Genomic DNA, 26,985 nt, shown 5'->3' on the forward strand with positions numbered 1-26,985 from the left:
TCCTTGCTGTCCTAACGCGAGCGGCAGGCGGTCCTGGAGTGCTGGAGCAACCATAGGCGCAGGGCCCACACGGCCTTGACGCGGAGTCGGGTACCCGAGCGCACGGGAGTTCGATCTTGCCTACTGGAGTGTCAAGAAAGCGTCAAGAGTTAGGTAAGGTAACGAAGTACTTGGACTGAGTACTCACGCCCGGTGTTCGGATCGACGTACTCGCATTCCGTGCCCGGATCGGCGAGAAGGGAACAGCCGCTGTCTGTCCACCACCTCAACCAGCTCCTGCTCGTGTCCTCGCTCGTCCTGCTCGTCGCGGTGGCAGCGGTTCGGATCTCGTCGCGCAGCGGGCTCCCCAGCCTGCTCGTGTACCTGGGCATCGGCGTCGCGATGGGCCAGGACGGGATCGGCGACATCCACTTCAACAATGCCGAGCTGACCCAGGTCATCGGGTACGCGGCCCTGGTCGTGATCCTGGCCGAGGGTGGTCTGGGCACGAAGTGGAAGGAGATCGGACCGGCACTTCCGGCCGCCTCCTCGCTGGCGCTGGTCGGGGTCGCGGTGAGCGTCGGCATCACGGCCACGGGCGCGCACTACCTGATCGGGCTGGAGTGGCGGCAGGCGCTCATCATCGGGGCGGTGGTGTCCTCGACGGACGCCGCGGCGGTGTTCTCGGTACTGCGGAAAATCCCCCTCCCCGCGCGCGTGACGGGCGTTCTGGAGGCCGAGTCGGGCTTCAACGACGCCCCGGTGGTCATCCTCGTCGTGGCGTTCTCCACAGCGGGCCCCGTGGAGCACTGGTACGCGCTGCTGGGCGAGATAGCCCTGGAGCTGGCCATCGGCGCCGCCATCGGCATCGCGGTGGGCTGGCTCGGCGCGTACGGGCTGCGGCACGTGGCGCTGCCCGCCTCCGGCCTCTACCCGATCGCCGTGATGGCGATCGCGGTCGTGGCGTACGCGGCCGGGGCGCTCGCCCACGGCAGCGGCTTCCTCGCCGTCTACCTCGCCTCGATGCTGCTCGGCAACGCGAAACTGCCGCACTGGCCCGCCACGCGCGGTTTCGCCGAAGGACTCGGCTGGATCGCCCAGATCGGCATGTTCGTCCTGCTCGGCCTGCTGGTCACCCCGCACGAGATCGGCGACGACATCTGGCCGGCGCTCGTCATCGGCCTGGTGCTGACCATGGTGGCGCGGCCACTGAGCGTCGTCGTCAGCCTGCTGCCGTTCCGCATCCCGTGGCAGGAGCAGACGCTGATGTCCTGGGCGGGGCTGCGCGGTGCCGTGCCCATCATCCTGGCGACGATCCCGATGGTGAGCGGCATCGAGGAAAGCCGCCGGATCTTCAACATCGTCTTCGTCCTGGTCGTCGTCTACACCCTCGTCCAAGGGCCCACGCTGCCCTGGCTGGCCCGCACACTGCGCCTGGGCGAGCCCGTGGAGGCCGCCGACCTGGGCATCGAATCGGCGCCCCTGGAGCGGCTGCGCGGCCATCTGCTGTCCGTGGCGATCCCCGAGGGGTCACGCATGCACGGAGTCGAGGTGGGCGAGCTGCGGCTGCCCGCGGGCGCCGCCGTCACGCTCGTCGTGCGCGACGGGAAGTCCTTCGTGCCGCTGCCCACGACCGTGCTGCGGCGCGGCGACGAGCTGCTCGTGGTGGCCACCGATCCGGTCCGGGACGCGGCCGAGAAGCGGCTCCGCGCAGTGGGCCAGGGCGGCAAACTGGCCAGCTGGCTGGGGATGTCGGGCAACGGACCGGGACAGTAAACGGGACATTAAGGGGCGATGGGCATTCACAGGCGAACGCTGCCATGGTGCTCGTTTTCACAGGCATCGGCGTCTGTGTCCCTGTACGATGAAGGCACACCTTGATCGAACCAACTCTGCCTGACGCAGAGCTGGCGCGACCGCACGGCGGCCGCGGCGCCCTGGCAGTGGGCAGCCCGGTATCTACCGCAGTTCCGCGCAAGAGGACAGCTCTCGGCGCCCCCGCACGGGCGCGCTACCAGGCGGCAGAAAGGCACGGGCCGTGGCATCCACGGTCACCTCCCGCCCTGGGTATGGACAGCTGCTGCGCACCCGCGGCGCCTGGACGTTCCTGCTTCCCGGCTTCGCGGCGCGCCAGCCGTTCGCGATGCTGACCATCTCCATCGTGCTGCTCGTGCAGCACACCACCGGCTCGTACGGAGCCGCCGGCGCCGTCGCCGCCGTCACCGGTGTCTCCATGGCCCTGTTCGCGCCCTTCACGGGGCGTCTGGCCGACCGCCACGGTCAGCGGGCCGTGCTGCTGCCCGGCGTCCTGGCGCACGCCCTGTCGGGCCTGTCCTTGACGGCGCTCGCGCTGACCGACGCCCCCTTGTGGGCGCTGTTCGCCGCCGCCGTGCCGACCGGTGCCTCGGTGCCGCAGATCGGCCCCATGGTGCGCGCCCGCTGGGGCGTGAAGCTGCAGGGCTCGCCCCTGATGACCACCGCGGCGGCCTTCGAGTCCGTCACCGACGAGCTGACCTTCGTGTTCGGCCCGCTGCTCGCCACGGCGCTGTGCACGGCCGTGGACCCGTCCGCGGGCCTGCTCACCGAGGCCGCACTCACCCTGATCGGCGGTCTCCTCTTCGCCGCGCAGAAGAGCACCCAGCCCTCGGTCGCTCCCGCCGGGCACGCGCGCGTGGAGCACGCTTCCGCTTTGCGGGTCCCCGGAGTGCGCGTGCTGATCGTCACCTTCCTGGGCATCGGCTCCGTCTTCGGCGGCATGCAGGTCTCCCTCGCCGCATTCAGCGAGTCGATCGGCGAACCCGGTCTGAACGGCGTCCTGTACGGCATCTTCGCCGCGGGCAACATGCTCTCCGGCATCGTCTGCGGCGCCATCGCCTGGAAGGTGGCCCCGCAGCACCGGCTCGTCCTCGGCTACACGGCCCTGGCGCTCGCCGCCTCCGGGCTGTGGGCCGCCCACTCGGTGACCGTGCTCGCCGCGATCGGCCTGCTGGTCGGCATGTGCATCGCTCCGGCCCTGATCACCGGCTACACCCTGGTCGAGGGCCTGGTCCCGCAGGCCGCCCGCACCGAGGCCTTCACCTGGCTGACCGGCGCGGTCGCGCTCGGCCAGGCGGCCGCCGTCACGGTCGCCGGACAGCTGGAGGACCGCCTCTGGGACGGCGCCGGTTTCCTGGTGCCGATGGCCGGTACGGGACTGGCTCTGGCGACCCTGGTGGCCCTGCGGTCACGGCTGGCGACGCGGGCCCCGAGTCGCACCGTCGCACGTGGCGTCGGTCACCGAGTGCCGGTGACGGTGGACTGATCTCTCGGAATACGTCAGTATGGACCGTCGTTAGCACTCATTGAGTGAGAGTGCCAGGAGGAAGACAAGTGCCGACCTACCAGTACCAGTGCACCGAGTGCGGCGAGGGTCTCGAAGCGGTGCAGAAGTTCACCGACGACGCCCTGACCGAGTGCCCCAACTGCGGTGGCCGCCTGAAGAAGGTGTTCTCGGCCGTCGGCATTGTCTTCAAGGGCTCCGGCTTCTACCGCAACGACAGCCGCGGCTCCTCGTCGAGCAGCTCGCCGGCGTCGTCGAAGTCCTCGACCGCTTCTTCGTCCTCGTCGACGACCTCGTCGTCCTCGGACTCGAAGGCGTCAGGCACGGGTTCGGCCGGCAGCTCCGCCGCGTAACGCTCCGTAGGACCAGTTCTTACCGGACCCTGTCGTCGCACGACGGCAGGGTCTTCGGCGTTCCCCGACCCGGCTAGGGTGCGGTCCATGGCGAACACGGAGAATGCACAGAGCCCGGACGGGGAACGGACGACGGCCGGGGCCGAGATCGGGGTCATCGGCGGCTCGGGCTTCTACTCCTTCCTCGACGACGTCACCGAGATACAGGTGGACACCCCCTACGGAGCGCCCAGCGACTCCCTGTTCCTCGGCGAGATCGCCGGGCGGCGGGTCGCCTTCCTCCCCCGCCACGGCCGCGGCCACCATCTGCCGCCGCACCGCATCAACTACCGGGCCAACCTGTGGGCACTGCGCTCCGTCGGCGCACGCCAGATCCTCGGGCCCTGCGCGGTGGGCGGACTGCGGCCGGAGTACGGGCCGGGAACGCTGCTCGTGCCGGACCAGGTGGTGGACCGTACGAAGTCGCGGACGCAGACGTACTTCGACGGGATTCCGCTGCCGGACGGCACGGTGCCGAACGTGGTGCACGTGTCGCTGGCCGACCCGTACTGCCCCGTCGGGCGCAAGGTCGCCCTGGAAGCGGCACGCGGGCGGGACTGGGAGCCGGTGGACGGCGGCGCGCTCGTGGTGATCGAGGGACCGCGGTTCTCCACCCGCGCCGAATCGCTGTGGCACCAGGCGCAGGGCTGGTCGGTGGTGGGCATGACCGGCCACCCCGAGGCCGCGCTCGCCCGCGAACTGGAGCTCTGCTATACGTCCATGACCCTCGTCACCGACCTCGACGCGGGCGCCGAGACCGGCGAGGGCGTCTCGCACGACGAGGTGCTGAAGGTGTTCGCCGCCAATGTGGACCGGCTGCGGAGCGTGTTGTTCGACGCGGTCGCGGGGCTGCCGGCGAACGAGACGCGGGACTGTCTGTGCACGACGGCGCTGGGTGGGATGGATCCGGGGTTCGTGCTGCCGTAGCGGGACGCACCGGAGTGCGGAACTTCCCGTTCGGGTGAGGGAGTTGTCCACAACCCGTCGGTGGTCCACGGGCTCCGACGGGCTTCGCCGCGAAGCCTCATCGTGGGATCGCAAGCCGATCTCTCGTCGCAGGTGGTGGTCTCCATGGCACAGCTCTCCCCTCTCATGCGCCCGCTCGGCGCGGATCTCACGCGCCCGCCAAGCACGGATCCCATGCGCCCGCCCGGCGCGGACGCGCCTCCGACCTGCGAGGTGCCGCACTTCGCTCCTGTGCGCGTGCGCGGCGGGCGATATCAGCTGCGGCGCCTCGCCCGGCACCGGCGGCGGGCCGTGGCCGCGGGGCTCGCGGTCACGGCGGCAGCCCTCGTGGCGGCGGGTCCCCGGGACGCCGAGCGGACGCGCGGGCATCCGGCGGCCGCCTCCGCCACCGCCTCCTCTCCCACACGCGAGCGGCACGCGGTCGAGACGGTGACGGCGCCGGTGCGGATCTCCGACGGCGCCACGGTGCGGCTGTTACGGCCGGGCGACCGGGTCGACGTCGTCGCGGCGGACAGCGGCGGCGAGGCACGGGTGGTCGCGGCCGGAGCGCGCGTCACCGAGGTGCCGGACGTCGGCGCCACCGATACCGGAGCGCTGGTCGTCCTCTCCGTCCCGCGGGCGACGGCGGCGCGGCTGGCCGGCGCGAGCACCACCGCACGGCTGGCGGTGACGCTGTGCTGAGTGACGAATTGGTGTCAAGTCCGTCGCTGGATCTGCCGAACCGGACAGGGTCGGCGCGCCCTGCCGTAGGTTGCGGAGCTGTTTGTTCCGCAACTTGTGCAGAGGGGCCCCTTGGTGAGCGAGAAGAAGCAATCCAGCGTCTGGGAGGGCTTCAAGGCCTTCCTGATGCGTGGCAACGTCGTCGATCTGGCCGTCGCGGTGGTCATCGGCGCGGCCTTCACCAACATCGTCAACTCAGTGGTGAAGGGCGTCATCAACCCGCTGGTGGGCGCGATAGGCACGCAGAACCTCGACAGCTACAGCTCCTGCCTCAAGAGCCCGTGCGCCGGCAGTGGGGACAACGCGACGGGCATCCGGATCATGTGGGGCTCGGTGCTGGGCGCGACGCTCAGCTTTGTGATCACCGCGGCCGTCGTCTACTTCCTGATGGTCCTGCCGATGGCCAAGTACCTGGCACGGATGGAGGCCCGCCGGAAGGCGAAGGAGGGCGCGCAGGAGGTCATCGAGGTGTCCGAGCTGGAAGTGCTGAAGGAGATCCGCGACGCCCTCGTGGCCCAGCGCGGTTCGGGGCACGGCCAGGACTGACGGCGCGGCTCCGGGCCCGGGCCGAGAATCTCCGCGGCCGGGCTCAGATGTGGTGGGGTGGCTTCTCGTCGAGGAAGCGCTTCAGGTCGGCCGCGCTGTCGCCGGTGCTGTCGGCCCGCTCGCCCCACCCGTGGTCCGTGTCGTCCGAGGACTGCTGGCTCAGCGGGTCGTCGAAGACCAGAGCGGACTTCCGGGTGTCCTGGGGTACGGCCCGGGAAGTCGCGGCACGCGGTTCGGGGGCGGGGGCGGCACTCATGCGTCCAGGGTACGCCGAGGGGGTGGTGGCCCCCTCCGGCTCTGCCCGAGGCCTCGGCGCCCGGGCAAGCGCGGAACCGTCGGCGGACGGCGCGGAGAGCGGTGTGGCAGCCGTCGAACGGCCACAGGAAGAGTTCCCGGGACTTTTCTGCTGTGCTTGGCCGTATGACGTCCAGTTCCACTTCCGAATCGGCTCCGACGCCACGGCCCAGCGGCCGTGGACCGCTGCGCAGAATGACCGCCCGTGGCCGCGACGAGGCGCACCGGGTCGCCACGCCGCTGGAGCTCTTCTTCGACCTGTGTTTCGTCGTGGCCATCGCCCAGGCGGGCGCTCAGTTGGTGCACGCCGTGGCGGAGGGGCACGCGGGCGAGGGCATCCTCAATTACGCGATGGTCTTCTTCGCGATCTGGTGGGCCTGGATGAACTTCAGCTGGTTCGCCTCGGCGTACGACAACGACGACGCGCTCTACCGGGTCGTCACGCTGGTGCAGATCGCCGGCGTCCTGGTGCTCGCGGCCGGGGTGTCACGGGCGTTCGAGGACCACGACTTCCTCATCGTCGTTCTCGGCTACGCGATCATGCGGTTCGCGTTGATCGCGCAGTGGCTGCGGGTGGCACGGTCCGCCGAGGGGGCGGAGCGAACGATGGCGCTGCGGTACGCGGGCGGTGTGCTGCTGTGTCAGATCGGCTGGCTGGGGCTGCTGTTCCTGCCGGAGTCCGGCCGCCCCTGGGTGTTCCTGGTCATGGCGATCGCCGAGTTGTGCGTGCCGGTGTACGCGGAGAAGGCCCTCACCACGTCCTGGCACCCGCACCACATCTCCGAGCGATACGGCCTGTTCACCATCATCGTGCTGGGCGAGACGATCGCCGCGGCCACGGTCGCCGTGAAGTCGGGGGTGGACGAGAACGACGCACTGGGCGACCTGCTGCCGATCGCCGCGGGCGGGCTGCTGATCGTCTTCTCCGCGTGGTGGATCTACTTCGTGGTGCCGATCCATGGCCATTTGCGGTCCAGCGCGCAGGCGTTCCTGTGGGGATACGGCCACTACCTGATCTTCGCGTCGGCGGCCGCCATCGGGGCGGGTCTGGAGGTCGCGGTCGAGCAGGCGGTCGGCAAGGCACACATCTCGACGCTGGCCGCGTCCGCCGCGGTGACACTGCCGACGGCGCTCTACCTCCTCACCGTATGGGTGCTGCACTCCCGCCACTTCAAGGTGGGCATCGCCCAACAGCTCATCCTGCCGACCACCGCACTGCTGGTCATCCTGTGCACCTTCCTGGGCGACTGGGCCGTACTCGCGGCGGGCATCGTCTCGGCCCTGGCGGTGGCGGTCGGGGTGACGCTGACGGCACAGATGGTCGTCCGGGAGGGGGCGGGGACCGCTTAGGAAGGGAGCCGTGCGTGCCAACGGGCGAAGAACGCCCCGCCGCGTTGAACACCACGCTCCCCTTCGACACCACGCTCCCCTTCGCACGCCGCGCTCCCCGTTCTCGCCACCGACGCCGATCTGACGCGTCCGCAGGCGCAGAAGCTCGCGGGGCGGGGTGGGGTGTGGCCGTCGTACGAGGGGTTTCAGGGGGGCGTCAGTTGGGAGATTGTCCCGGTTCTGTCACGTGATGGCGTTTGGCGTGGGGTGTGGGAACCCCTCGCGGCGCGGCTCGCTCTTTCTTCACGCACTGGAGCGGATCACGCACATCACGAGAATGGGGAGCAACCCGTGACAACGCCGGACATGACAGCGCGGCGCGCACTGGGGGCCTGTGCCGCCCTGATGGTCGGCGCCCTCACCCTCACTGCCTGCGGCGGCAACGCCAACGCCGACAGCAAGAGCGGCAAGGACGGCAAGAACGCGACCAAGACATCCACGGCGAAGATCGTCATCTCGGCGAAGGACGGTTCGACGGGCGCGTCGATCAACGCGACCGGGGTGAAGGTCAGCGACGGCAAGCTGACCGACGTGAAGATGACGGTGGCCGGGACCGGGACGGCCGTACCCGGGGCGATAACCGCGAACGGCAGTGCCTGGAAACCGAAGGAGCAGTTGGAGCGGGGGACGAAGTATCAGATCTCGGTCACCGCGAAGGACGCGAAGGGGCGGACCTCCGCGGCCAACTCCATCTTCACGACGGTGTCTTCGAGCGACAGCTTCATCGGTACGTACACGCCCGACAACGGCACCACCGTCGGTGTCGGCATGCCGGTCTCCTTCAACTTCGACAAGGTGATCAGCAACAAGAAGGCCGTGCAGTCGCACATCACGGTCAGCTCCAGCAGCGGGCAGCAGGTGGTGGGGCACTGGTTCGGGGCGCAGCGGCTCGACTTCCGGCCCGAGGAGTACTGGAAGGCCGGGTCCAAGGTCACGATGAAGATCGACCTGGACGGCGTCCAGGGCGCGAACGGCGTCTACGGGGTGCAGAAGAAGACGGTCACCTTCACCATCGGCCGCTCCCAGGTCTCCACGGTCGACGTCAACACGCAGACCATGACGGTGGTGCGCGACGGCAAGACCCTCAAGACGGTCCCGATCTCGGCGGGCAGCCCGGAGCACACCACGTACAACGGGCAGATGGTGATCTCGGAGAAGTTCGTCCAGACGCGGATGAACGGCTCGACGGTCGGTTACGGCGGCGAGTACGACATCTCGGATGTCCCGCACGCGATGCGGCTGACGTCGTCGGGGACGTTCATCCACGGCAACTACTGGTACAACCGCGGGAATCCGCCCTTCGGCCGACAGGGCACCAGCCACGGCTGCGTGGGACTGGCGGACGTGCAGGGCGCCCAGGGGGACACGACCGCCAAGTGGTTCTACGACAACTCGCTCATCGGGGACGTCGTGACGGTCAAGAACTCGCCCGACAAGACGGTCTCCCCGGACAACGGGCTCAACGGCTGGAACATGTCGTGGAGCGCGTGGACCGCGGGAAGTGCCGTCTGACGAGGGCCTTTTGACGCCCGGCTGGGCCGCGTGGGAACTTGCCGCGCGGCCCGCCCGTTTTCCGTCCGTACGTTTTCTCGGTTCGCGGACATGATGTCCGACCGAGGGGCTACGGTATGCACCCACAAGGTGACATGCAGCAACGCCGGGAGAAACCTTGAGCGTTCCGTACGAGACAGCAGCGTACGAACCACCCGAGTCGCCCGAGTCTCCGGAGGAGCATCTCGCGCGACTCCTCGGTCGCGCCCTGAACTCCTTCGAGCTGCCCGACGAGACGATAAGGCGGCTCGACTGCGCGCTGGCGCACGACAGTTCGCTGCACTCCGCGCACCACAGCGCGGGGCTGCACCGGGAGACGTACCGTCACACCTGGCTGCTCGCCGACGGCTCGGCGGTCACGCTGTGGGAGCTCGTGCACAACACGGCACCCGGCAGAGAACCGCAGCACGAGGTGTACGTCGACGAGGAGGAGCTGCGCGCCGCCACCGCCCGGCTCCCGCTGCCGGCGGACGCGCCGGACTTCGAACTGCCCGTGTTCGTACAGCTGTCACCGATCCCCGAGCCGCGGCGTGGGGGTCCCTCCTGGTCGAGCGGAGTCGAGAGCTTGGGGGAGTATGTGCCCGACGACTCCGCGGACCATGCGCGCCGGCTGCTGCGGCGGGCGGAGAACCCGGACCGGCCGGGGGCCGACGTCACGACGCTGCTGTTGCGTGAGGCGTTCGCGCATCAGATCACCCAGGCCTTCGGGCGCCCCTGCCGGGCCGGCCAGGCGGGGCTGTGCTTCTCGCTCTACGAGCACGCGTTCCTGCTGCGCGACGGGCGGGAGATCTCCCTGTGGGAGGTCGAGCACACGGCGACGCCGGACCGACGGCACATGTGCGAGGTGTACGCGACGGAGGACGCGGCACGGGACGCGATGGAGCGCCGGGCCGCACGCCTCGGCTGACGCCCGCGCCGGCGACTTGCCGCTGCCGTCCACGCACGTGGCTTGGCGCGCCGCGCGACTTGGCCGACCTCCACGCACGTGGCTTGGCGCGCCGCGCGGCTTGCCTGCCGTCCACGCACGCGGCTTGGCGCGCGGCGTGACTTGGCCCCAAGTGGCTTTGCGCCCGCCCGCGTACGGGATGGTTACGGGCGGCTGTCGTTGCCGAACCGACGTACCAGGCCCGTGAAGGCGGCGTGTTCCTCGGGGGTGAGCTCGACGGACTCGGCGACGGGGCCGGAAGGGCGCTGGTCGGGCATGGCCCGGAGCGTGTCGCGGTGGCGCCGCACAGCGGCCTCGAACCGGCGCTGACGCCGGAGGCGTCCCAGGCCGACGATGCAGACGGCGGTCACCAGGGCGAGGGCGGGTACGCCTATCAGCTGGAAGGTCGACACATGCTCAGGCATAGGCCCCAGTAGACACCACGGTCCGGGACTTTAGTCCCGGACCGTGATGTATCTCGCAGATGCGGTGAACACCTCACTGGAGCCCTAAAGGGGCAGGCGCAGGCGCTCTACAGGGGCAGGCAGTTGGCCGTTCAGGCCGCGACCGGCTCCTTCGACCCGGCCTGGGCCGATATCGCGGCGTCCGCGACCTCCGTGGCGGCGCCCGCCGCGGCCGGCTTCCGCATGCCCTTGAGGACGACCACCAGGGCGGCGGTGACACAGACACCGGCCGCGATGGCGATCAGGTAGAGGAACGGGTTGCCGATCAGCGGGACCACGAAGATGCCGCCGTGCGGGGCGCGCAGCGTGGCACCGAAGGCCATCGACAGGGCGCCGGTGACCGCACCGCCCACCATGGAGGAGGGGATGACGCGCAGCGGGTCGGCAGCCGCGAACGGGATCGCGCCCTCCGAGATGAAGGAGGCACCCAGCACCCAGGCCGCCTTGCCGTTCTCGCGCTCGGTCTGCGTGAAGAGCTTGCCGCGCACGGTCGTCGCCAGGGCCATGGCCAGGGGCGGAACCATGCCCGCCGCCATCACGGCCGCCATGATCTTCATGGCCGAGTCGCTGGGGCTCGCGACCGCGATACCGGCGGTGGCGAAGGTGTACGCGACCTTGTTGACCGGGCCGCCGAGGTCGAAGCACATCATCAGGCCGAGCAGCATGCCGAGCAGGATGGCGTTCGTGCCGGTGAGGCCGTTCAGCCAGTCGGTCATGCCCTTCTGGGCGGAGGCGATGGGCTTGCCGATCACCACGAACATCAGGAACCCGACGATCGCCGCGGAGATCAGTGGGATCACCACCACCGGCATGATGCCGCGCAAGGCCGCCGGGATCTTGACCTTCTGGATCCCGATCACCACACCACCGGCGATGAGACCGGCGGCCAGACCGCCGAGGAAGCCCGCGTTGATGGTGAGGGAGATCGCGCCGCCGACGAAGCCGGGCACGAGACCTGGCCGGTCCGCCATGCCGTAGGCGATGTAGCCGGCCAGGACCGGGACGAGGAAGCCGAAGGAGACGACGCCGATCTGGAAGAACAGCGCGCCCCAGCTGTCCGCCTGGGTCCACAGGAAGTGGTCCATGACCGACGGCGCCTTGTTGATCTTGTAGCCGCCGATCGCGAAGCCGAGGGCGATCAGCAGACCGCCCGCCGCGACGAAGGGGACCATGTAACTCACGCCGGACATCAGCCACTTGCGGAGCTTGGTGCCGTAGCCCTCGCCGGACGCACCGGCGCGCTCCACCGGCGTGCCGGGCGCGGAGCCCGCGGTCACCTCGCCGCGTGCGGCCTTGTCCCGCACCTCGGCGATCAGCTCGGCGGGCTTGTTGATGCCCGCCTTCACACCGACGTCGACCGTCGGCTTCCCGGCGAAGCGGTCCTTGTCCCGTACAGGCACGTCGTGGGCGAAGATGACGCCGTCCGCGGCGGCGATGACCGCCGGGTCGAGCCGGGTGAAACCGGCCGAGCCCTGCGTCTCGACGACCACCTCGATGCCGGCCTCGCGGCCCGCGTTCTCCAGCGACTCGGCCGCCATGTAGGTGTGGGCGATGCCGGTGGGGCAGGAGGTGACGGCGACGATACGGAACGGCTTGGCGCCGTCGGTGGCGCCCGGCGCCGGGGCGGGTCCGTCCTCGACGGTCGCACCCGGCACCGGGGCCGTGCCGTCCGCGGCGGCGTCGGCGGAGGCCGCCGCATTCGACGCCGCCGCGGCGTTCTCGGGGGCGCCTGCGGGCGCCAGGGGCTCGTCGCCGCGGATGAGCGCTGCCGCGGCCGCCGTGTCGTCCACGGCCCGCAGCGCGGAGGTGAACTCGTCGTTCATCAGCTGGCGGGCGAGGGACGACAGGATCGTGAGGTGGGCGTCGTCCGCGCCGGCCGGGGCGGCGATCAGGAAGATCAGGTCGGCGGGCCCGTCCGGGGCGCCGAAGTCGATCCCTGCCGCGCTGCGTCCGAAGGCGAGCGTCGGCTCGGTGACGTGTTCGCTTCGGCAGTGCGGGATGCCGATGCCGCCGTCCAGGCCGGTCGGCATCTGGGCCTCGCGGGCGGCCACGTCGGCGAGGAAGCCGTCGAGGTCGGTGACCCGACCCTTGGCGACCATGCGCTCGGCGAGGGCGCGCGCCGCCGCTTCCTTCGTATCGGCGGACAGGTCGAGGTCGACCAGGTCCGCGGTGATCATCTCGCTCATCGCGGGCTCCTTCGCACGCGTATCGCCCGGGGGGAGTGGTGGGCGGGGGTGGGGACAGGGGTGTTGCGCTCAGAGGGGGCAGGGGTCGCAGGGGTGGGACGGGTGGTGAGGTGAGTGGAAGAGGCGGGGCCGGGGAAACCCCGCCTCTCCTCGGGGGCGGGACCGGGGGGATCCCACCTCCGCATGGCTGCGGCGGGGAAGGGGAGACCCCACCGCTTCAGGGCCGGTTCAGGGGGCGTACGGGACGGGAGCGCCCCCGGGCTCACAAGCCCCGTACGCGATGCGGCGTACGCGGCTCGCGCGCCGTAGCGAAGCGATCCGCGAGCACCACGGCGAGGTGAGCCGCACGCGCCGCCGCGGAGTGAGCTGTGCCCACCGTCGCACAGTGCGCCGTGCCCGCCGCCGCGGAGTGCGCCGTGCCCACCGAAGCGCGGTGAGCCATGCCCACCGTCGCACAGTGAGCCATGCCCACCCACGCGCAGTGAGCCATGCTCGCCGAACCGCGGTGAGCCCCACACGCCGTGGCGCAATGCGCCGCGGCCGCCGTAGCGCAGCGCGCCACGCTCGTCGTAGCGCAGTGCGCCACGCCCGCGGTAGGAAAGTGATCCGGTGCTCATGACACGGGCTCCGTCAGTGCGAGATCCACCGGGACCTCCGACGTGACGGTCACGGCGGAGGGGTCGAGGTCGGCCGGGCCCGGCATCACGCTGCCGGGGAGTTGGACGGCCGCGGCGCCATGGGCGACGGCGGAGGCGAGCGCCTCGGGGCCGGTGCCGCCGGCGATCAGGAAGCCGGCGAGCGAGGAGTCGCCGGCGCCCACGTTGCTGCGTACGGCATCCACCCGCGCGCTGCCGAACCAGGTGCCCGCGGCGTCGACGAGCAACTGCCCGTCCGCGCCCAGGCTCGCGAGCACGGCGCCCGCGCCCAGCTCGCGCAATTCCTCGGCCGCCTTCACCGCGTCGCCCACCGTGGCGAGGGGGCGCCCGACGGCTTCCGCGAGCTCCTCGGCGTTGGGCTTGACCACGTCTGGCCGCTCGCGCAGCGCCGCGAGCAGTGCCGGACCGGAGGTGTCCAGCGCGATCCGGGCGCCCGCCGCGTGTGCGCGGGCCACGAGGTCGGCGTACCAGGACGGTCCGAGCCCGCGCGGCAGGCTGCCGCAGCAGGTGATCCAGGTGATGTCGCCGGCGCGGTACTGCTGCCGGACGGTCTCCAGGAGGAGTTCGGCCTCGGCGGCGGAGAGTTCGGGGCCGGGGGCGTTGATCTTCGTCAGGGTGCCGTCGGGTTCGGCGACCGAGATGTTCGAGCGGGTGGCTCCGGCGACCGGGACCGGCGCGACCTCGATGCCCTGCGCGTCGAGCAGGTCGGCGACGAGTGCGCCGGGCGCACCACCCAGGGGCAGCACGGCAACCGTGCGCTGCCCGGCGGCCGCGACCGCGCGCGAGACGTTCACGCCCTTGCCGCCCGGGTCCATGCGCTCGCCGGTGGCCCGGATGACCTCGCCGCGGTCGAGCGACGGGACCTCGTACGTACGGTCCAGGGACGGGTTGGGGGTGACGGTGAGGATCATGCGCACTCGTTTCTCAACACACGGCACTTTCGCGCCGCTGTGACGACACGGCACTTTCGCGCCGCTCGCCGCTCTATACACACAGCACTTCGGTGCCACCGCGCTCGATGGCGGCGGCGTCTTCGGGGCTCAGCCCCCGGTCGGTGATCAGCAGATCCACATCGCTCAGGTCGCCGAAGCGGGCGAAGTGCTCCTGGCCGCTCTTGGAGGAGTCGGCGAGCAGCACCACGCGGCGCGCGGCACGCATGGTCGCGCGCTTGACGGCGGCCTCGGCGAGGTCGGGGGTGGTCAGTCCGTAGTCGGCGGAGAAGCCGTTGGCGGCGATGAAGAGAACATCGGCACGGATCTCGCTGTAGGCGCGCAGCGCCCAGGCGTCCACGGCGGCGCGCGTACGGTGCCGTACGCGCCCCCCGACGAGATGGAGTTGGATGCCGGGGTGGTCCGCGAGGCGGGCCGCGATCGGCAGGCTGTGGGTGACGACGGTGAGCGTCGCCTCCAGCGGGAGTGCTCCGGCGAGCCGGGCGACCGTCGATCCGGCGTCCAGGATCACCGTGCCGTCGGTGGGCAGTTCGGCGACCGCGGCCTGGGCGATACGGTCCTTCAGGTCGGCCGCGGTGGACTCGCGCTCGGCGAGGTCGGGCTCGAAGTCCAGGCGCCCGGCGGGAATCGCACCACCGTGCACACGGCGTACGAGACCCGCGCGGTCCAGGGTCTTCAGGTCCCGGCGGATGGTCTCCGCGGTGACCTGGAACTCCTCGGCCAGGGAGAGGACGTCCACCCGGCCGCCGTCACGGGCGAGCCGGAGGATCTCCTGCTGCCGCTCCGGTGCGTACATGTCCGTTCACCTCCGATTCAATGCCCGAACCTGTGGTTTCACTCGGAGGCTACGCCTGGATTTCTGGAAAGTAAACAGGTTCGGGCGTGATTCGGGCATGAACGGACTTCGGGGCCAGGTCGGTAACCCAAACTGCAGGGCCAGGTCGGTAACCCGAAGCGTCAGGGCCAGGTCGGTAACCCGAAGCTTCCGGGCCTGGTCGGTAACCCAAAGAGGGGCCCGGCACCTGAGGTGCCGGGCCCCTTCAGCCGTCGCTCACCCAACCAGCGCCGGCTCCTTCTCCACCTCGACCACCTCGGAAGCTCCTTCCACATGCTGCGCCTGCTTCTTCGGCAGGGCGAACATCAGCAGGAAGATGACCGCCATCACCGCCGCGACCCAGCCCAGTGCGTACTGGAAGGCGTTGACGAAGGCGGGGCCCACCTGGGCCGGGGTCAGCCGGTCGCCGATCTCGCCGAAGAAGAGGACCGACACCAGCCCGAGCCCCAGCGCGTTGCCCATCTGCTGCACGGTGTTGATGAGTCCGGACGCCGAACCGGAGTGCTCGCGCGGGACCTCCGACAGCACCGCGTCCGTCAGCGGGGCCACGATGAATCCCATGCCCGCGCCCATGACCACCAGCGGAAGCGCCATCTGCCAGGAGGCGATGGACATCCCGTACCGGTCGGACTCCCAGATGTAGAGCAGCACGCCGACCGCCATGATCAGGGCGCCCGCCTGCAGCACCTTGCGCCCGAAGCGCGGCACCAGCAGCTGCACCGACATGCCCGCCGCCGCCGACACGGCGATCGAGAACGGCACTCCGGTCAGCCCCGCCCGCAGCGGGCTCCAGCCGAGCCCCTTCTGCATGTACAGCGTCCAGACCAGGAAGAAGATCCCGAGGGCGACCCCGAAGACGGTCTGTACGGCGATGCCCGCCGCGAAGCTCTTCACCTTGAACAGGGAGAGTTCGACGAGAGGGGAACCGTCGATCCGCGTCTTCCGCTTCTCGTATGCGACCAGCGCCGCGAAGACGGCAAGGGCGCCGGCCATCGACACGTACCCCCACAGCGGCCAGCCCAGCTCACGGCCGCGGGTCAGCGGGTAGATCAGCATCAGCATTCCGAGGGTGACCAGGGCGACGCCGACAAGGTCGAGCTTCAGCGCCTGCGGGGCCTTGGACTCGCTGATGAACCGGCGGCCCAGGATCAGCGCGGCCACCCCCACCGGCAGGTTGATGAGGAAGATCGGCCGCCACTCCAGGCCGAACAGATTCCACTCGGTGAGCAGCGCGCCGAGGAGCGGACCGGAGACCGCGCCCAGGCCGACGATCGCGCCGAAGAGGCCGAAGACCTTGCCCCGCTCGTGCGCCGGGAAAGTGGCGTGCACGATCGACAGCACCTGCGGCACCATCATCGCGGCCATTCCGCCCTGCAGGATGCGCGAGGCGACGAGCATCTCCGGGTTCGCGGCGAAGCCGCACAGTGCCGAGGCGATCGTGAAGCCGCCTATGCCGAGGAGGAAGAGCCTCTTGCGGCCGTGGATGTCGCCGAGCCGCCCACCGGTGATGAGCCCGGCGGCGAAGGCCAGCGCGTAGCCCGCTGTGATCCACTGGATCTGGCTGAACGAGGCGCCCGCGTCCTGCTGGATCGACGGGATCGCGATGTTGACGATCGTGACGTCGACCAGGTCCATGAAGGCCGCGGTCATCACGATGGCGAGGGCGAACCAGCGCCGCCGGTCGGCCGGGCTGTCGGCCACATCGGCCGGGCTGTTGAGAGTGGTCTCGGTGGAGGTCATGTCTCGAAGCTACGGGCCCATTAGGTCAGATTGTGTCCTAGTGGTGCGGCATCCTCGAACTCATGACAACGGATACGCCGGCCCGGCTTCTCCAGCTCCTCTCCCTCCTCCAGACGCCCCGCGAATGGCCCGGCGGTGAGCTCTCCGAGCGGCTCGGGGTGTCCCGTCGTACCGTCCGGCGGGACATCGACCGGCTCCGCGAGCTGGGCTATCCGGTGCAGGCGACCAAGGGGGCCGACGGCGGGTACCGGCTGGTGGCGGGGAAGGCGATGCCGCCGCTGGTGCTCGACGACGAGGAGGCCGTGGCGATCGCGGTGGGCCTGCGGGCCGGTGCCGGGCACGCCGTCGAGGGCGTGGACGAGGCCTCCGTACGGGCCCTCGCCAAGCTGGAACAGGTGCTGCCGTCCCGGCTGCGGCACCGCGTGTCCACGCTGCAGGCCGCCACCACCCCGCTGACCAGCGGAGACGGGGCGAGTATCGCGCCTGAGACACTGACCGTGATGGCGTCGAGCATCGCGGGGCAGGAGCGGCTGCGGTTCGCCTACCGCTCCGGGGACGGGACACCGTCGCGGCGGCTGACCGAGCCGTACCGGCTCGTCTCCACCGGCCGCCGCTGGTACCTCGTCGCGTACGACCTCGATCGCGAGGACTGGCGTACGTTCCGTGTCGACCGGGTCGCCGAGCCCTTCGCGACCGGGGCGCGGTTCACGCCGCGCGAGCTGCCGACGGGGAGTGCGGCGGAGTTTCTGCGGCAGTCGATGTTCCGGCGGCAGCAGACGTACGAGTTCGAGGTCACCTTCGCCGCACCCGCCGCGTTCGTCGCGGCGCGCCTGCCCGCCTGGCTCGGCGTACCCGAGCCGATCGACGACCACAGCTGCCGGCTGCGTTCCTCCGCGGGCGACTCCGTGGAGTGGCTGGCGGTGCGGATCGCGATGGTCGACTGCGAGTTCGCCGTCCGGGAGCCGCCGGAACTGGTCGGCTACGTACGGAAGTTGGGGGACCGCCTGACGCGGGCCGGAGGCGGCTCGGGGGACGCCGACCCCGCCAGACGCGGGCCCGGGGACGGCTCCGGAGACTCCAACCCCGCCAGACGCGGGCCCGGACGCGGCTCAGGAGACTCCAACCTCAGCGCACCGTCCCGTACTTGACCCTCGGGCAGCCGATCAGCCGTCGCCCGGGAGCGGCCCGAACTGGTCGGCTACGTACGGGAGTTGGGAGAACGCCTGACGCGAGCCGGAGGCGGCTCGGGGGACGCCGACCCCGCCAGACACGGGCCCGGGGACGGCTCCGGAGACTCCAGCCCCGCCAGACGCGGGCCCGGGGACGGCTCGGGACACTCCAACCTCAGCACGCCATCCCGTACTTGACCCTCGGGCCCGCCGATCAGCCGTCGCCCGGGAGCCGCCGCACGAACTGGTCGGCTATGTACGGGAGATGGCGGACCGCCTGACGCGAGCCCGGGGGCGGCTCCGTGGCCGCCGACCCCGTCAGACCCGGGCCGGAGGCGGCCCGGGAGACTCCAACCTCAGCACGCCGTCCCGTACTTGACCCTCGGACCCACCGATCAGCCGTCGCCCGAGGGAAGTTCGGCGCCCCAGGGAAAGTCGCGAAGGGCCCCGAGGTTGCGCAGCGCGAGCGCGGCGGGGCCGTTCGGTCCGTCCGCCGCGTCGTCCCCGGCCGCCCAGGCCTCCACCGCGACGCGGACGGCCGCGCCGGCCACGGCGGCGCTGAGGCGGAGCCCGGGGGCAGGCTCGGAGGAAACGGCATCCGACTGCTCAGCGGCCGCCGCACCCCTCGCCGCCAGCACCCCCGCCAACGTCCGCTCCGCCGTCTGGCACGCCTCGCCCCACACCCTCAGCAGGGCCGGATTGTCCTCGGCCAGGCGGAGGAGGGCGCGGGCCCAGTCCAGGGACTCGTGTCGGACACCGACGCCCGGGGTCAAGGTGGAGACGATCGCGTGGCGGAGCGCCTCGGGAACCGTCAGCTCGGCCGGGGCGTCGCGGACCGCCTCGGCCCACTTCTGGACGCCCGCGGTGAAGAGGGGGCCGAGGGCCTCCTCCTTGCTCGCGAAGTACCGGTAGAAGGTGCGGGGCGCGACCCCGGCCGCTCGGGCGATGTCCTCGGCACGGGTGCCCCGCAGACCATGGCGCATGAAGAGCTCCGCCGCGGCCCGGGCGATCTCCATCCGGGTGGCCGCCTTGCGCCGCTCGGTCAGCGAAGAACCCGCGCCGGCCGCGCGATCCGAGGAGGCAGAAGCCGGGGCCGATCGGCCGGCGGAGGTGCGCGCCACGCGTTCGGTACCGGTCACGGACGGCAGGTTATGCCCCTGTGGCAGAATCTGCCATCCGGGTCACCCCGGGGTTCAGGTTCGGGGTGGCCCGCCAACGACCTGCCCGGAACCAGCGCCCCCGCCGCCAACAAGAAGCAGCGCCTCCGCCGTCAACAAATGGAGCCGAGCTTCGGCGCCAAGGGGGGGGGAAAGGCGCCGAAGCTCGGCTCCGGAAGAGTCCCGGCGCGGGGGGAGTGCGTCGGGACTCGGTTCTGGGAGGGGCGCGTGTGTACGCCCCTGGGTGGAACCCCTGAACCCTGGGCCCTGAAGTCTTGTGCCCAGAGCCCAGCAGGTTGAAGCGGCTTTACATGGCCATGTCTGGTCGACTTGTGGCCAACGTGGCGGGCGTGTCCGTACGGTCCGCGTGTGGCGGCCCACGGTCCGCGCGTGGCGGCCCGTACGAGCGTTACGCCGCCGCGTCGAACCCCGTGTCGCGGGCCAGCTTCTTCAGTTCGAGCAGCGCGTGCTTCTCGATCTGGCGGATGCGCTCGCGCGTGAGGCCGTGCTCCTTGCCGACCTCCGTGAGCGTGCGCTCCCGGCCGTCGTCGATGCCGTACCGCATCTTGATGATGGAGGCCGTGCGCTGGTCGAGGCGGCCGATCAGGTCGTCCAGCTCCTCGCTGCGCAGCAGGGTGAGGACCGACTGCTCGGGCGACACGGCGGAGGTGTCCTCCAGCAGGTCGCCGAACTGGGTCTCGCCCTCGTCGTCCACCGCCATGTTCAGCGAGACCGGGTCGCGGGCCCAGTCCAGGACGTCGCCCACGCGCTCCGGCGTCGAACCGAGCTCGGCGGCGATCTCCGCGTGCTCCGGCTCCCGCCCGTTCTCACGGTTGAACTCGCGCTGTACGCGCCGGATCCGGCCCAGCTCCTCGACCAGGTGGACGGGGAGGCGGATCGTGCGCGACTGGTCGGCGATGGAGCGGGTGATGGCCTGGCGGATCCACCACGTCGCGTACGTCGAGAACTTGAAGCCCTTGCGGTAGTCGAACTTCTCGACGGCGCGGACCAGACCCGCGTTGCCCTCCTGGATCAGGTCGAGGAGGGGCAGGCCGCTGCGCGGGTAGCGCCGGGCGACGGCCACGACCAGTCGGAGGTTCGAGCGGATGAAGATGTCCTTCGCCCGCTCGGCGTCGGCGACCAGCGCCTCCAGCTCCTCGCGGGTGGCATCCGCCTTGGCCTCCTCCTCACCGTCGAGGATCTGCCGCGCGAACACACCCGCCTCGATGATCTGGGACAGCTCGACTTCCTTGGCGGCATCGAGCAGTGGCGTACGCGCGATCTCGTCGAGGTACATGCCGACCAGGTCGCGGTCGGCGATCTCGCCGCCTACGACGCGAACACTGCGTGCCGCGTCGCTGGTCTCGCCGCTGGCGGACTGACGACGGGCGACGGCACGGGTTGCCATGCGTGCTCCCTTGCGATGGTGGGCTTGCGGGTGGTCCTGGACTTCGGGCTCACCCTCCCGGGTGCCCGGCATCCGATGGAAACAACGACTGGAATCCGGACAGAATTCCCAAGCCGCCCCTCGATTTTTCTGATCATGCAGTACCCTGTCGGGCCACAGGGGAGGACGGATGCCGTCGGAACGTACAGAGGTGCAGGTCAGGCCGGGAGTCGAGGGCGATCTCGACGCCCTCACGGACATCTACAACCACTACGTACGTGAGACGCCCATCACATTCGATACCGCTGTCTTCACGCCGGAAGAGCGTCGCTCGTGGCTGCTCTCCCACCCTGAAGACGGACCGCACCGCCTGATGGTTGCCACGGACGAAAACACACAGGCGATTCTTGGGTACGCCACATCCAGCGCCTTTCGCGTGAAGCCCGCGTACGACACCTCCGTCGAGGTCACCATCTACCTCGCCCCGGACGCCGGTCGCCGCGGCGTCGGCACCCTCCTCTACAAGGCCCTCTTCGAAGCCCTCGCCGACGAGGATCTGCACCGCGCCTACGCGGGCATCGCCCAGCCCGAGAGGAACGAAGCATCCGTGCGGCTGCACGAACGCTTCGGCTTCCGGCATGTCGGCACCTACCGGGAGGTGGGCCGCAAGTTCGGCCGGTACTGGGATGTGGCCTGGTACGAGAAGGACCTCACCTAGCCCCTGCCAGGAACGCCCCGGTCAGGAGCGCGTCAGCCGAACTGCACCGACCGCTTCGCCATCCCCATCCAGAAGCCGTCGATCACGGACCGCTGCCCATCAAGTTCACCCGAGGCGTCCGCCGAGCCCATGGTCACGAAGAGGGGCGCGAAGTGCTCGGTGCGCGGGTGGGCGAGACGGCCGGCCGGGGACTTGCGCTCGAAGTCGAGCAGCGCGTCCACGTCGCCGGCGTCCAGGGCGCGGTGGCCCCAGTCGTCGAACTCGCTCGACCAGGACGGGACTCCCCCACCGGCGTGCCGCAGGGCCGCGAGGTTGTGGGTGAAGAAGCCGGAGCCGACGATCAGCACGCCCTCGTCGCGCAGCGGCGCCAGCTTGCGGCCGATCTCGAACAGGCGGACCGGGTCGAGGGTCGGCATGGAGATCTGCAGGACCGGGATGTCGGCCGCGGGGAACATCTCCACCAGCGGGACGTACGCGCCGTGGTCGAGCCCGCGGTCCGGGATGTCCTGCACCGGCGTACCGGGCGCGCGCAGCAACTTCCGTACGGACTCCGCGAGTTCGGGGGCGCCGGGGGCCGCGTACGTCACCTGGTAGTAGTGCTCGGGGAAGCCCCAGAAGTCGTACACGAGCGGCACGGCCTGCACCGCGCCGAGGGCGAGCGGGGCCTCTTCCCAGTGTGCGGAGACCATGAGGATCGCCTTGGGGCGCGGCAGGTCGGCGGACCAGGCGGCGAGCTGGCCGGGCCAGATCGGGTCGTCGGCGAGCGGCGGGGCACCATGGCTCAGATAGAGGGCGGGCATGCGCTCGAGCGCGGGACGCTCCTCAGTGGCGGCGGACATGGCGACTCCCTCCGGAGGGTTCCCTCCAAACGAGGCGATACTTGAAGTTTAAAGCTCTGCCGCGGAGCTTAGCGTGCATTTGTTTAATATTCAAGAAGGGGCTCGTAGAGTGGAGTACATGAACACGGCACCCGCTGAAGAGCCGCGCTGGCTCAGTGACGAGGAACAGCGCACCTGGCGTGCGTACATGCACGCCTCCACCCTCCTCGAGGACCATCTCGACCGCCAGCTCCAGCGCGACGCGGGCATGCCGCACGTCTACTACGGGCTGCTCGTGCAGCTCGGCGAGGCGCCGCGCCGACGGCTGCGGATGACCGAGCTGGCCATGAACGCGAAGATCACCCGCTCCCGCCTCTCGCACGCCATCGCGCGCCTGGAGAAGAACGGCTGGGTGCGCCGCGAGGACTGCCCCTCCGACAAGCGGGGACAGTTCGCGGTCCTGACGGACGAGGGCTACGAGGTGCTGCGCCGGACCGCGCCGGGCCACGTGGCCGCCGTACGCCAGGCGTTCTTCGACCGCCTCACCCCGGACCAGCAGAACGCCCTCGGCGACGCCATGCGGATCATCGCCGAGGGGCTCCAGCCGAAGGACGCGGCCGCCGACCTGCCCTGGCTGCGCTAGAGCTCTCTCGTGGGGAGCTCTCGCTCAGACCGGCAGCTGGACTTGGACACGGGTCTGCTGCAGACGGCCCCGGACGCGGGTCTGCCCCGGCTCCGATGAGCTCGGAGCCGGGGCAGACCCTGGGATGCGTACGGACGAGGCGTCCCCACCCCGCGTCCGTACGCGAAGTGCCCGAAGTACCGGTGGTACCGGTGGTACGGGTGATCAGTGGGCGATCACCGGCACCTTCACCTCGTCCTCGATGCCGTCGCCCGCACCCGCGTCGGAGACCGAAGTGACGTCCGGGCGACCGGTGTTGATGAAGGTCACGGCGATCGTCGCGGCGATCACAAGGATGCCGACGGCGAACCAGATCGCGTTGGTGTAGCCGTGCACCTGGCCCTCCAGCTGAACCAGCTGCTGCTGGGACTTGGAGGCGGCGCCGCCGATGTGGTCCTTGATGTACGAGGTCGTCGCCGAGGCGGCGATCGTGTTCAGCAGGGCCGTACCGATCGCGCCGCCCACCTGCTGCGAGGTGTTGACCATCGCGGAGGCAACACCCGCGTCACGCGGCTCGACGCCCTGTGTGGCCAGGGACATGGCGGGCATGAACGCCGTACCCATGCCGAGGCCGAGCAGCACCATCGACGGCAGGATCACACTGGCGTACGAGGAGCCGATCTCCAGCTGGGTCAGCAGCAGCATGCCGACCGCGGCGACCAGGAAGCCCGGGCCCATCAGCAGGCGCGGCGCGACCCGGGTCATCAGCCGCGTGCCGATCTGCGTGGAGCCCACCATCATGCCGCCGATCATCGGCAGGAAGGCGAAGCCGGTCTTGACCGGCGAGTAGCCCTTCACGATCTGCAGGTAGTAGGTCAGGAAGAGGAACAGGCCGAACATCGCGATGATCGCGAGGCCGAGGGAGAGGTAGACGCCTCCGCGGTTGCGCTCGGTGATGACGCGCAGCGGCAGCAGCGGGGCCTTGACCTTGGACTCGGTCAGGACGAACGCCGCGAGCAGGACCGCCGAGGCGATGAACAGGCCGACCGTCGTCGAGTCGCCCCAGCCGTCGGACTCGGCACGCGTGAAGCCGTAGACGAGCGAGACCAGACCGAGGGTGGACAGGACGACACCCGGGATGTCGAGCGGCGAACGGTTGCGGCCGCCCTCCGGCTCACGGATGACGAAGTACGCGCCGGCCGCGGCGACGACCGCGAACGGGATGTTCACGAAGAACGTCCAGCGCCAGTCGAGGTATTCGGTGAGGATGCCGCCGAGGATGAAGCCCACGGCGCCGCCACCACCGGCGATCGCGCCGTAGATGCCGAACGCCTTGGCGCGCTCCTTGGGCTCCGTGAACATCACGGCGAGCAGCGAGAGCGCGGCGGGCGCGAGCAGCGCGCCGAACGCACCCTGCAGGGCGCGGGCGCCGAACATCATCGCCTCGTTCGTGGCCGCGCCGCCGAGGGCGGACGCGCCGGCGAAGCCGACCAGACCGGCGACAAAGGCGCGCTTGCGGCCCCACAGGTCGGCGATCCGGCCGCCGAAGAGCAGCAGACCACCGAAGGCGAGGGCGTAGGCCGTGACGACCCACTGCCGGTTGCCGTCCGATATCCCCAGGTCCTGCTGGGCGGACGGAAGGGCGATGTTCACGATGGTCGCGTCGAGGACGACCATCAGCTGGGCGAGCGCGATGAAGGTGAGCGCTTTCCAGCGATTGGAATGGGCGTCGGCCTGTGCCGCCTTCGCGGGGGCCTTGGCTGTTTCAGACATGGGGGTACCCACTTCGGTACTTCGTGGCGAAAAAGGATGAGGAGAACGGACGGCTCGTCATCGGCGACGGCCGGAAGCTTTGTGCGAGTTCTGACTGGCGTGGTGCGCTGAACTAATCGGTCGCGTAGTCGGTTCGGGTCACGCTCGTTGCATGTCCTCCACGGTGGCGGCCACTCCGGGCAGTTCGGAGCGGGCCGGGGCCCGCATCCCGTCCAGGAACAGCTGCAGATGACGGTGTACGAAGCGGTCGATGCCCTGGCACGCGGTGCCGGGCAGCGGCCTGGTGAGCTGGCTGACGGCGATCATCAGGTCGCCGAACTCGACGTCGGGGCGCAGCTGCCCGGCCTCGCGGGCGTGGGCCATCAGCTGCTCGATCAGAGCGGTGATCCGGTCGCGCGCGGCGACCAGGTCGGGATGGTTCTGGTCGAAGGTCTTGGAGAGCATCGGGCACAGCGCGCCGATCCGCTCGTCGGCGGCGAAGTGCACGAACTCGCTCAGCGCCTCGAAAGCGTCGCCACCCCTGGCGATCGCCTCCTCGACCGACTCCGACGTGCGGTCCATGACCGAGCACACGACCTCCCGCGTCAGGGCGTCGCGGTCGGGGAAGTTGCGGTACACCGTGGCGTTGCCGACCCCGGCCCGGCGGGCGATCTCGTCGAACGGCACCTCGGGGCCGAACTCGACGAACATCTCGCGGGCCGCGGCGACGATCCGCTCCCGGTTGCGCAGGGCATCGGCGCGCGGCCGGACCTCTCGGCGCCGCACGGGGGTGGCGGTCTCCACGGTGTACTCCTCGAAGTTCTTCAAGCCTGATGCGATCCGGGGATTCGCTCCCCGTTTCGCGCGGACGTATGGCTAAACGGGGAAACGCTCCCCGGTTATTTCCCGCCCACCGAAAACTTTCGAGTGACCCGCGTCACATTCCCATCGGGGCGTTTTGTGGGCCGCTCGTGGACCGCGCATAGCGCTGCTCGTGGCGCCGCTCGTCGGCCGCTCGTCGGCCGCTCGTGGCGCCTCTCCCGGCGAGAAACCCACGATCGGGCTCCTCCAGCGCGCGCCCGACACGCCGTCGACACAGGGTGATCGCAAGGGTGCAGCCGGAGACCGGCGGCTGCCATGGAGCGAAGGGCCCCGCATGCAGCCGACCAGCCGCCGCCGGATACGCCCGCGCCGCGTGGCCGCGCTCGCCACGGTGACCGTTCTGACGCTGGCGGTCAGCACCTCCGCCGGCACCGGGCACCTCACGGCGGGCTCTGCCACGGCGGGCTCCATCGCGCTGGCCCGCTCCACGGCGCTCGGTCCCTGCATGATCAACGGCTCGACGGGCGTACAGATGGGGGAAGGCATCCCGACCGCGCCCGGCTACGCCCGCTCCACCGGCACCGTCCGGGCCCTCACGCTGATGGTCGACTTCTCCGACGCGCCCGGAAAGGGCAGCGCGCTCGACCGCTACGGCGAGTTCTTCCCGGAGACCCGGCGGTGGTTCCGCACCAGCTCGTACGGCCGCCTCGACTACCGCCCCGCGACCCCCATCCCGCACTGGCTGCGGATGCCCAAGCCGTTCAAGGCGTACGGCATAGAGCGCGGCGCGCCCTTCGACCCCGGATACCGCGATCTCGTCCAGGACATCGTGGCCGCCGCCGACCCGACCGTCGACTTCGACTCGTACGACATCATGAACATCCTGGTGACGCCGAACGCCGGGCCCTCCGCACTGGACACGGTGCTGTCCGTGACCTTCGCCGGCAACGCGGAGGCGCCGGTCGCCGACGGCGTCCCGGTCGCCAACGCGTCCTTCGTCTACAGCCGCCAGGACGACGGCTCCGGCTCCTACGGCAAGACCGGCTATCGGGTCCTTCCCCACGAGAACAGCCACACCTTCGGCCTGCCCGACCTCTACACCCAGGACGGCGGAGGCGCGGTCGGCCACTGGGACATCATGAGCGAGGACTGGGGGGCCGACAACGATCTGCTCGGCTGGCACAAATGGAAGCTCGGCTGGCTCGACGACTCCCAGGTCCGCTGCGCCGCCGCGCCCGGCACCACGCAGTACACGCTCACCCCGCTGGCCCGGCCCGGCGGCACCAAGCTCGTCTTCGTGCCCACCAGCACCAAGACCGGGTTCGCCCTCGAACTGCGCACCCGCGCGGGCAACGACTCCGCGGTCTGCCGTCCCGGCATCCTCATCTACAAGGTCGACGCGGACGTCGACACCGGGAACGGGCCCATCACCGTGTACGACTCCCAGCGCGACAGCGGCGGCTGCACCCGCTCCCCCAACGTGCACGCCGAACTCTCCGACGCGCCCTTCGTGCCCGGCGAGTCCTTCAAGGACCCGCGGACGGGCGTCGAGGTCGAGGTCACCGGGGCGGACCTCGCGGGGAACTACCGGGTGTCTGTGACGAGGCGCTGAGGCTCAGCGGGTGCGC

Annotated in this window: 24 protein-coding genes; 13 read left to right on the forward strand and 11 right to left on the reverse strand. The window is 70.5% G+C overall.

Annotated elements, in window-relative coordinates; all coding sequences use genetic code 11:
• The first annotated feature begins 192 nt into the window (after positions 1–192).
• The 6 genes from ACFY0T_RS39695 (at position 193) to mscL (ending at position 5,922) form a co-directional block, all read left to right on the forward strand.
• Entirely contained in the window at positions 193–1,755 is a 1,563-nt protein-coding gene (locus ACFY0T_RS39695; protein WP_388882489.1) for a potassium/proton antiporter, read from the forward strand.
• A gap of 262 nt (positions 1,756–2,017) precedes the next feature.
• On the forward strand, positions 2,018–3,280 hold the full coding sequence (locus ACFY0T_RS39700) for an MFS transporter (protein WP_388882492.1): 1,263 nt from the start codon (positions 2,018–2,020) through the stop codon (positions 3,278–3,280).
• Positions 3,281–3,348: 68 nt separating this feature from the next.
• On the forward strand, positions 3,349–3,651 hold the full coding sequence (locus tag ACFY0T_RS39705) for an FmdB family zinc ribbon protein (protein WP_388882495.1): 303 nt from the start codon (positions 3,349–3,351) through the stop codon (positions 3,649–3,651).
• A gap of 87 nt (positions 3,652–3,738) precedes the next feature.
• Positions 3,739–4,617: an S-methyl-5'-thioadenosine phosphorylase gene (locus ACFY0T_RS39710; protein WP_388882498.1), complete on the forward strand. Its 879-nt coding sequence runs from the start codon at positions 3,739–3,741 to the stop codon at positions 4,615–4,617.
• 213 nt (positions 4,618–4,830) lie between these two features.
• Positions 4,831–5,337 (forward strand): hypothetical protein, encoded by a 507-nt coding sequence (locus ACFY0T_RS39715; RefSeq protein WP_388882591.1) that lies wholly within the window; start codon positions 4,831–4,833, stop codon positions 5,335–5,337.
• A gap of 114 nt (positions 5,338–5,451) precedes the next feature.
• Positions 5,452–5,922, forward strand: coding sequence for a large conductance mechanosensitive channel protein MscL (gene mscL, locus ACFY0T_RS39720; protein WP_388882501.1), 471 nt, complete (start codon positions 5,452–5,454; stop codon positions 5,920–5,922).
• Between the two features lie 43 nt (positions 5,923–5,965).
• Here mscL and ACFY0T_RS39725 read toward each other — a convergent pair whose 3' ends face one another.
• Positions 5,966–6,178, reverse strand: a complete 213-nt coding sequence (locus ACFY0T_RS39725) for a hypothetical protein (protein ID WP_388882503.1) — start codon at positions 6,176–6,178, stop codon at positions 5,966–5,968.
• Between the two features lie 164 nt (positions 6,179–6,342).
• On the opposite strand from ACFY0T_RS39725, the gene ACFY0T_RS39730 reads away from it, so the two are divergent.
• From ACFY0T_RS39730 to ACFY0T_RS39740, 3 genes are all read left to right on the forward strand, one after another.
• Positions 6,343–7,566: a low temperature requirement protein A gene (locus ACFY0T_RS39730; protein ID WP_388882507.1), complete on the forward strand. Its 1,224-nt coding sequence runs from the start codon at positions 6,343–6,345 to the stop codon at positions 7,564–7,566.
• Between the two features lie 330 nt (positions 7,567–7,896).
• On the forward strand, positions 7,897–9,117 hold the full coding sequence (locus ACFY0T_RS39735; RefSeq protein ID WP_388882509.1) for an Ig-like domain-containing protein: 1,221 nt from the start codon (positions 7,897–7,899) through the stop codon (positions 9,115–9,117).
• A 157-nt stretch (positions 9,118–9,274) separates the two neighbouring features.
• A complete protein-coding gene (locus tag ACFY0T_RS39740; protein ID WP_388882512.1) occupies positions 9,275–10,063 on the forward strand; it encodes a DUF6227 family protein in 789 nt (262 codons plus the stop codon).
• A 182-nt stretch (positions 10,064–10,245) separates the two neighbouring features.
• On the opposite strand, the gene ACFY0T_RS39745 is transcribed toward ACFY0T_RS39740, so the two are convergent.
• From ACFY0T_RS39745 to ACFY0T_RS39765, 5 genes are all read right to left on the reverse strand, one after another.
• Positions 10,246–10,506: a hypothetical protein gene (locus ACFY0T_RS39745; RefSeq protein WP_388882514.1), complete on the reverse strand. Its 261-nt coding sequence runs from the start codon at positions 10,504–10,506 to the stop codon at positions 10,246–10,248.
• 131 nt (positions 10,507–10,637) lie between these two features.
• Positions 10,638–12,731 carry a fructose-specific PTS transporter subunit EIIC gene (locus tag ACFY0T_RS39750; protein WP_388882516.1) on the reverse strand — a complete coding sequence of 698 codons (2,094 nt, stop codon included), beginning with the start codon at positions 12,729–12,731 and terminating at the stop codon, positions 10,638–10,640.
• Between the two features lie 613 nt (positions 12,732–13,344).
• Positions 13,345–14,298, reverse strand: a complete 954-nt coding sequence (gene pfkB, locus ACFY0T_RS39755) for a 1-phosphofructokinase (RefSeq protein ID WP_388882519.1) — start codon at positions 14,296–14,298, stop codon at positions 13,345–13,347.
• A gap of 73 nt (positions 14,299–14,371) precedes the next feature.
• Complete coding sequence (locus ACFY0T_RS39760) at positions 14,372–15,133, reverse strand: DeoR/GlpR family DNA-binding transcription regulator (RefSeq protein ID WP_388882522.1); 762 nt, start codon at positions 15,131–15,133, stop codon at positions 14,372–14,374.
• A 255-nt stretch (positions 15,134–15,388) separates the two neighbouring features.
• Positions 15,389–16,912, reverse strand: a complete 1,524-nt coding sequence (locus ACFY0T_RS39765) for an MFS transporter (RefSeq protein ID WP_388882525.1) — start codon at positions 16,910–16,912, stop codon at positions 15,389–15,391.
• A 62-nt stretch (positions 16,913–16,974) separates the two neighbouring features.
• Between ACFY0T_RS39765 and ACFY0T_RS39770 the strand changes: the two genes are divergently transcribed.
• Positions 16,975–18,060: a helix-turn-helix transcriptional regulator gene (locus ACFY0T_RS39770; protein ID WP_388882528.1), complete on the forward strand. Its 1,086-nt coding sequence runs from the start codon at positions 16,975–16,977 to the stop codon at positions 18,058–18,060.
• Between the two features lie 416 nt (positions 18,061–18,476).
• Here the strand turns inward: ACFY0T_RS39770 and ACFY0T_RS39775 are convergent, their stop codons facing one another.
• Both ACFY0T_RS39775 and ACFY0T_RS39780 read right to left on the reverse strand, forming a co-directional pair.
• Positions 18,477–19,097: a TetR family transcriptional regulator gene (locus ACFY0T_RS39775; protein WP_388882594.1), complete on the reverse strand. Its 621-nt coding sequence runs from the start codon at positions 19,095–19,097 to the stop codon at positions 18,477–18,479.
• Between the two features lie 550 nt (positions 19,098–19,647).
• Complete coding sequence (locus ACFY0T_RS39780; RefSeq protein WP_388882531.1) at positions 19,648–20,646, reverse strand: RNA polymerase sigma factor RpoD/SigA; 999 nt, start codon at positions 20,644–20,646, stop codon at positions 19,648–19,650.
• A 169-nt stretch (positions 20,647–20,815) separates the two neighbouring features.
• Here ACFY0T_RS39780 and ACFY0T_RS39785 point away from each other — a divergent pair, with 169 nt between their 5' ends.
• Positions 20,816–21,343 (forward strand): GNAT family N-acetyltransferase, encoded by a 528-nt coding sequence (locus ACFY0T_RS39785; RefSeq protein ID WP_388882534.1) that lies wholly within the window; start codon positions 20,816–20,818, stop codon positions 21,341–21,343.
• Between the two features lie 32 nt (positions 21,344–21,375).
• On the opposite strand, the gene ACFY0T_RS39790 is transcribed toward ACFY0T_RS39785, so the two are convergent.
• Positions 21,376–22,182, reverse strand: coding sequence for a dioxygenase (locus tag ACFY0T_RS39790; protein WP_388882537.1), 807 nt, complete (start codon positions 22,180–22,182; stop codon positions 21,376–21,378).
• A gap of 109 nt (positions 22,183–22,291) precedes the next feature.
• Here ACFY0T_RS39790 and ACFY0T_RS39795 point away from each other — a divergent pair, with 109 nt between their 5' ends.
• Complete coding sequence (locus ACFY0T_RS39795; protein WP_388882540.1) at positions 22,292–22,804, forward strand: MarR family winged helix-turn-helix transcriptional regulator; 513 nt, start codon at positions 22,292–22,294, stop codon at positions 22,802–22,804.
• Positions 22,805–23,008: 204 nt separating this feature from the next.
• Here the strand turns inward: ACFY0T_RS39795 and ACFY0T_RS39800 are convergent, their stop codons facing one another.
• Together ACFY0T_RS39800 and ACFY0T_RS39805 are read right to left on the reverse strand one after the other, a co-directional pair.
• Positions 23,009–24,556 carry an MFS transporter gene (locus tag ACFY0T_RS39800; RefSeq protein ID WP_388882543.1) on the reverse strand — a complete coding sequence of 516 codons (1,548 nt, stop codon included), beginning with the start codon at positions 24,554–24,556 and terminating at the stop codon, positions 23,009–23,011.
• Positions 24,557–24,694: 138 nt separating this feature from the next.
• Positions 24,695–25,339 (reverse strand): TetR/AcrR family transcriptional regulator, encoded by a 645-nt coding sequence (locus ACFY0T_RS39805; RefSeq protein ID WP_388882597.1) that lies wholly within the window; start codon positions 25,337–25,339, stop codon positions 24,695–24,697.
• Between the two features lie 352 nt (positions 25,340–25,691).
• On the opposite strand from ACFY0T_RS39805, the gene ACFY0T_RS39810 reads away from it, so the two are divergent.
• The gene (locus ACFY0T_RS39810; protein WP_388882546.1) at positions 25,692–26,969 is read left to right on the forward strand and encodes a M6 family metalloprotease domain-containing protein; all 1,278 of its coding nucleotides are present in this window, start codon (positions 25,692–25,694) and stop codon (positions 26,967–26,969) included.
• Positions 26,970–26,985: the final 16 nt, after the last annotated feature.

Source organism: Streptomyces sp. NPDC001530 (assembly GCF_042894545.1).
Taxonomy (GTDB): domain Bacteria; phylum Actinomycetota; class Actinomycetes; order Streptomycetales; family Streptomycetaceae; genus Streptomyces.

Coding starts and splice junctions, on each gene's coding strand:
- ACFY0T_RS39710 (WP_388882498.1), top strand. CDS start 3,739: ATGGCGAACACGGAGAATGCACAGAGCCCGGACGGGGAACGGACGACG.
- ACFY0T_RS39715 (WP_388882591.1), top strand. CDS start 4,831: ATGCGCCCGCCCGGCGCGGACGCGCCTCCGACCTGCGAGGTGCCGCAC.
- ACFY0T_RS39725 (WP_388882503.1), bottom strand. CDS start 6,178: ATGAGTGCCGCCCCCGCCCCCGAACCGCGTGCCGCGACTTCCCGGGCC.
- ACFY0T_RS39730 (WP_388882507.1), top strand. CDS start 6,343: ATGACGTCCAGTTCCACTTCCGAATCGGCTCCGACGCCACGGCCCAGC.
- ACFY0T_RS39745 (WP_388882514.1), bottom strand. CDS start 10,506: ATGCCTGAGCATGTGTCGACCTTCCAGCTGATAGGCGTACCCGCCCTC.
- ACFY0T_RS39750 (WP_388882516.1), bottom strand. CDS start 12,731: ATGAGCGAGATGATCACCGCGGACCTGGTCGACCTCGACCTGTCCGCC.
- pfkB (WP_388882519.1), bottom strand. CDS start 14,298: ATGATCCTCACCGTCACCCCCAACCCGTCCCTGGACCGTACGTACGAG.
- ACFY0T_RS39760 (WP_388882522.1), bottom strand. CDS start 15,133: ATGTACGCACCGGAGCGGCAGCAGGAGATCCTCCGGCTCGCCCGTGAC.
- ACFY0T_RS39765 (WP_388882525.1), bottom strand. CDS start 16,912: ATGACCTCCACCGAGACCACTCTCAACAGCCCGGCCGATGTGGCCGAC.
- ACFY0T_RS39770 (WP_388882528.1), top strand. CDS start 16,975: ATGACAACGGATACGCCGGCCCGGCTTCTCCAGCTCCTCTCCCTCCTC.
- ACFY0T_RS39775 (WP_388882594.1), bottom strand. CDS start 19,097: ATGGAGATCGCCCGGGCCGCGGCGGAGCTCTTCATGCGCCATGGTCTG.
- ACFY0T_RS39780 (WP_388882531.1), bottom strand. CDS start 20,646: ATGGCAACCCGTGCCGTCGCCCGTCGTCAGTCCGCCAGCGGCGAGACC.
- ACFY0T_RS39785 (WP_388882534.1), top strand. CDS start 20,816: ATGCCGTCGGAACGTACAGAGGTGCAGGTCAGGCCGGGAGTCGAGGGC.
- ACFY0T_RS39790 (WP_388882537.1), bottom strand. CDS start 22,182: ATGTCCGCCGCCACTGAGGAGCGTCCCGCGCTCGAGCGCATGCCCGCC.
- ACFY0T_RS39800 (WP_388882543.1), bottom strand. CDS start 24,556: ATGTCTGAAACAGCCAAGGCCCCCGCGAAGGCGGCACAGGCCGACGCC.
- ACFY0T_RS39810 (WP_388882546.1), top strand. CDS start 25,692: ATGCAGCCGACCAGCCGCCGCCGGATACGCCCGCGCCGCGTGGCCGCG.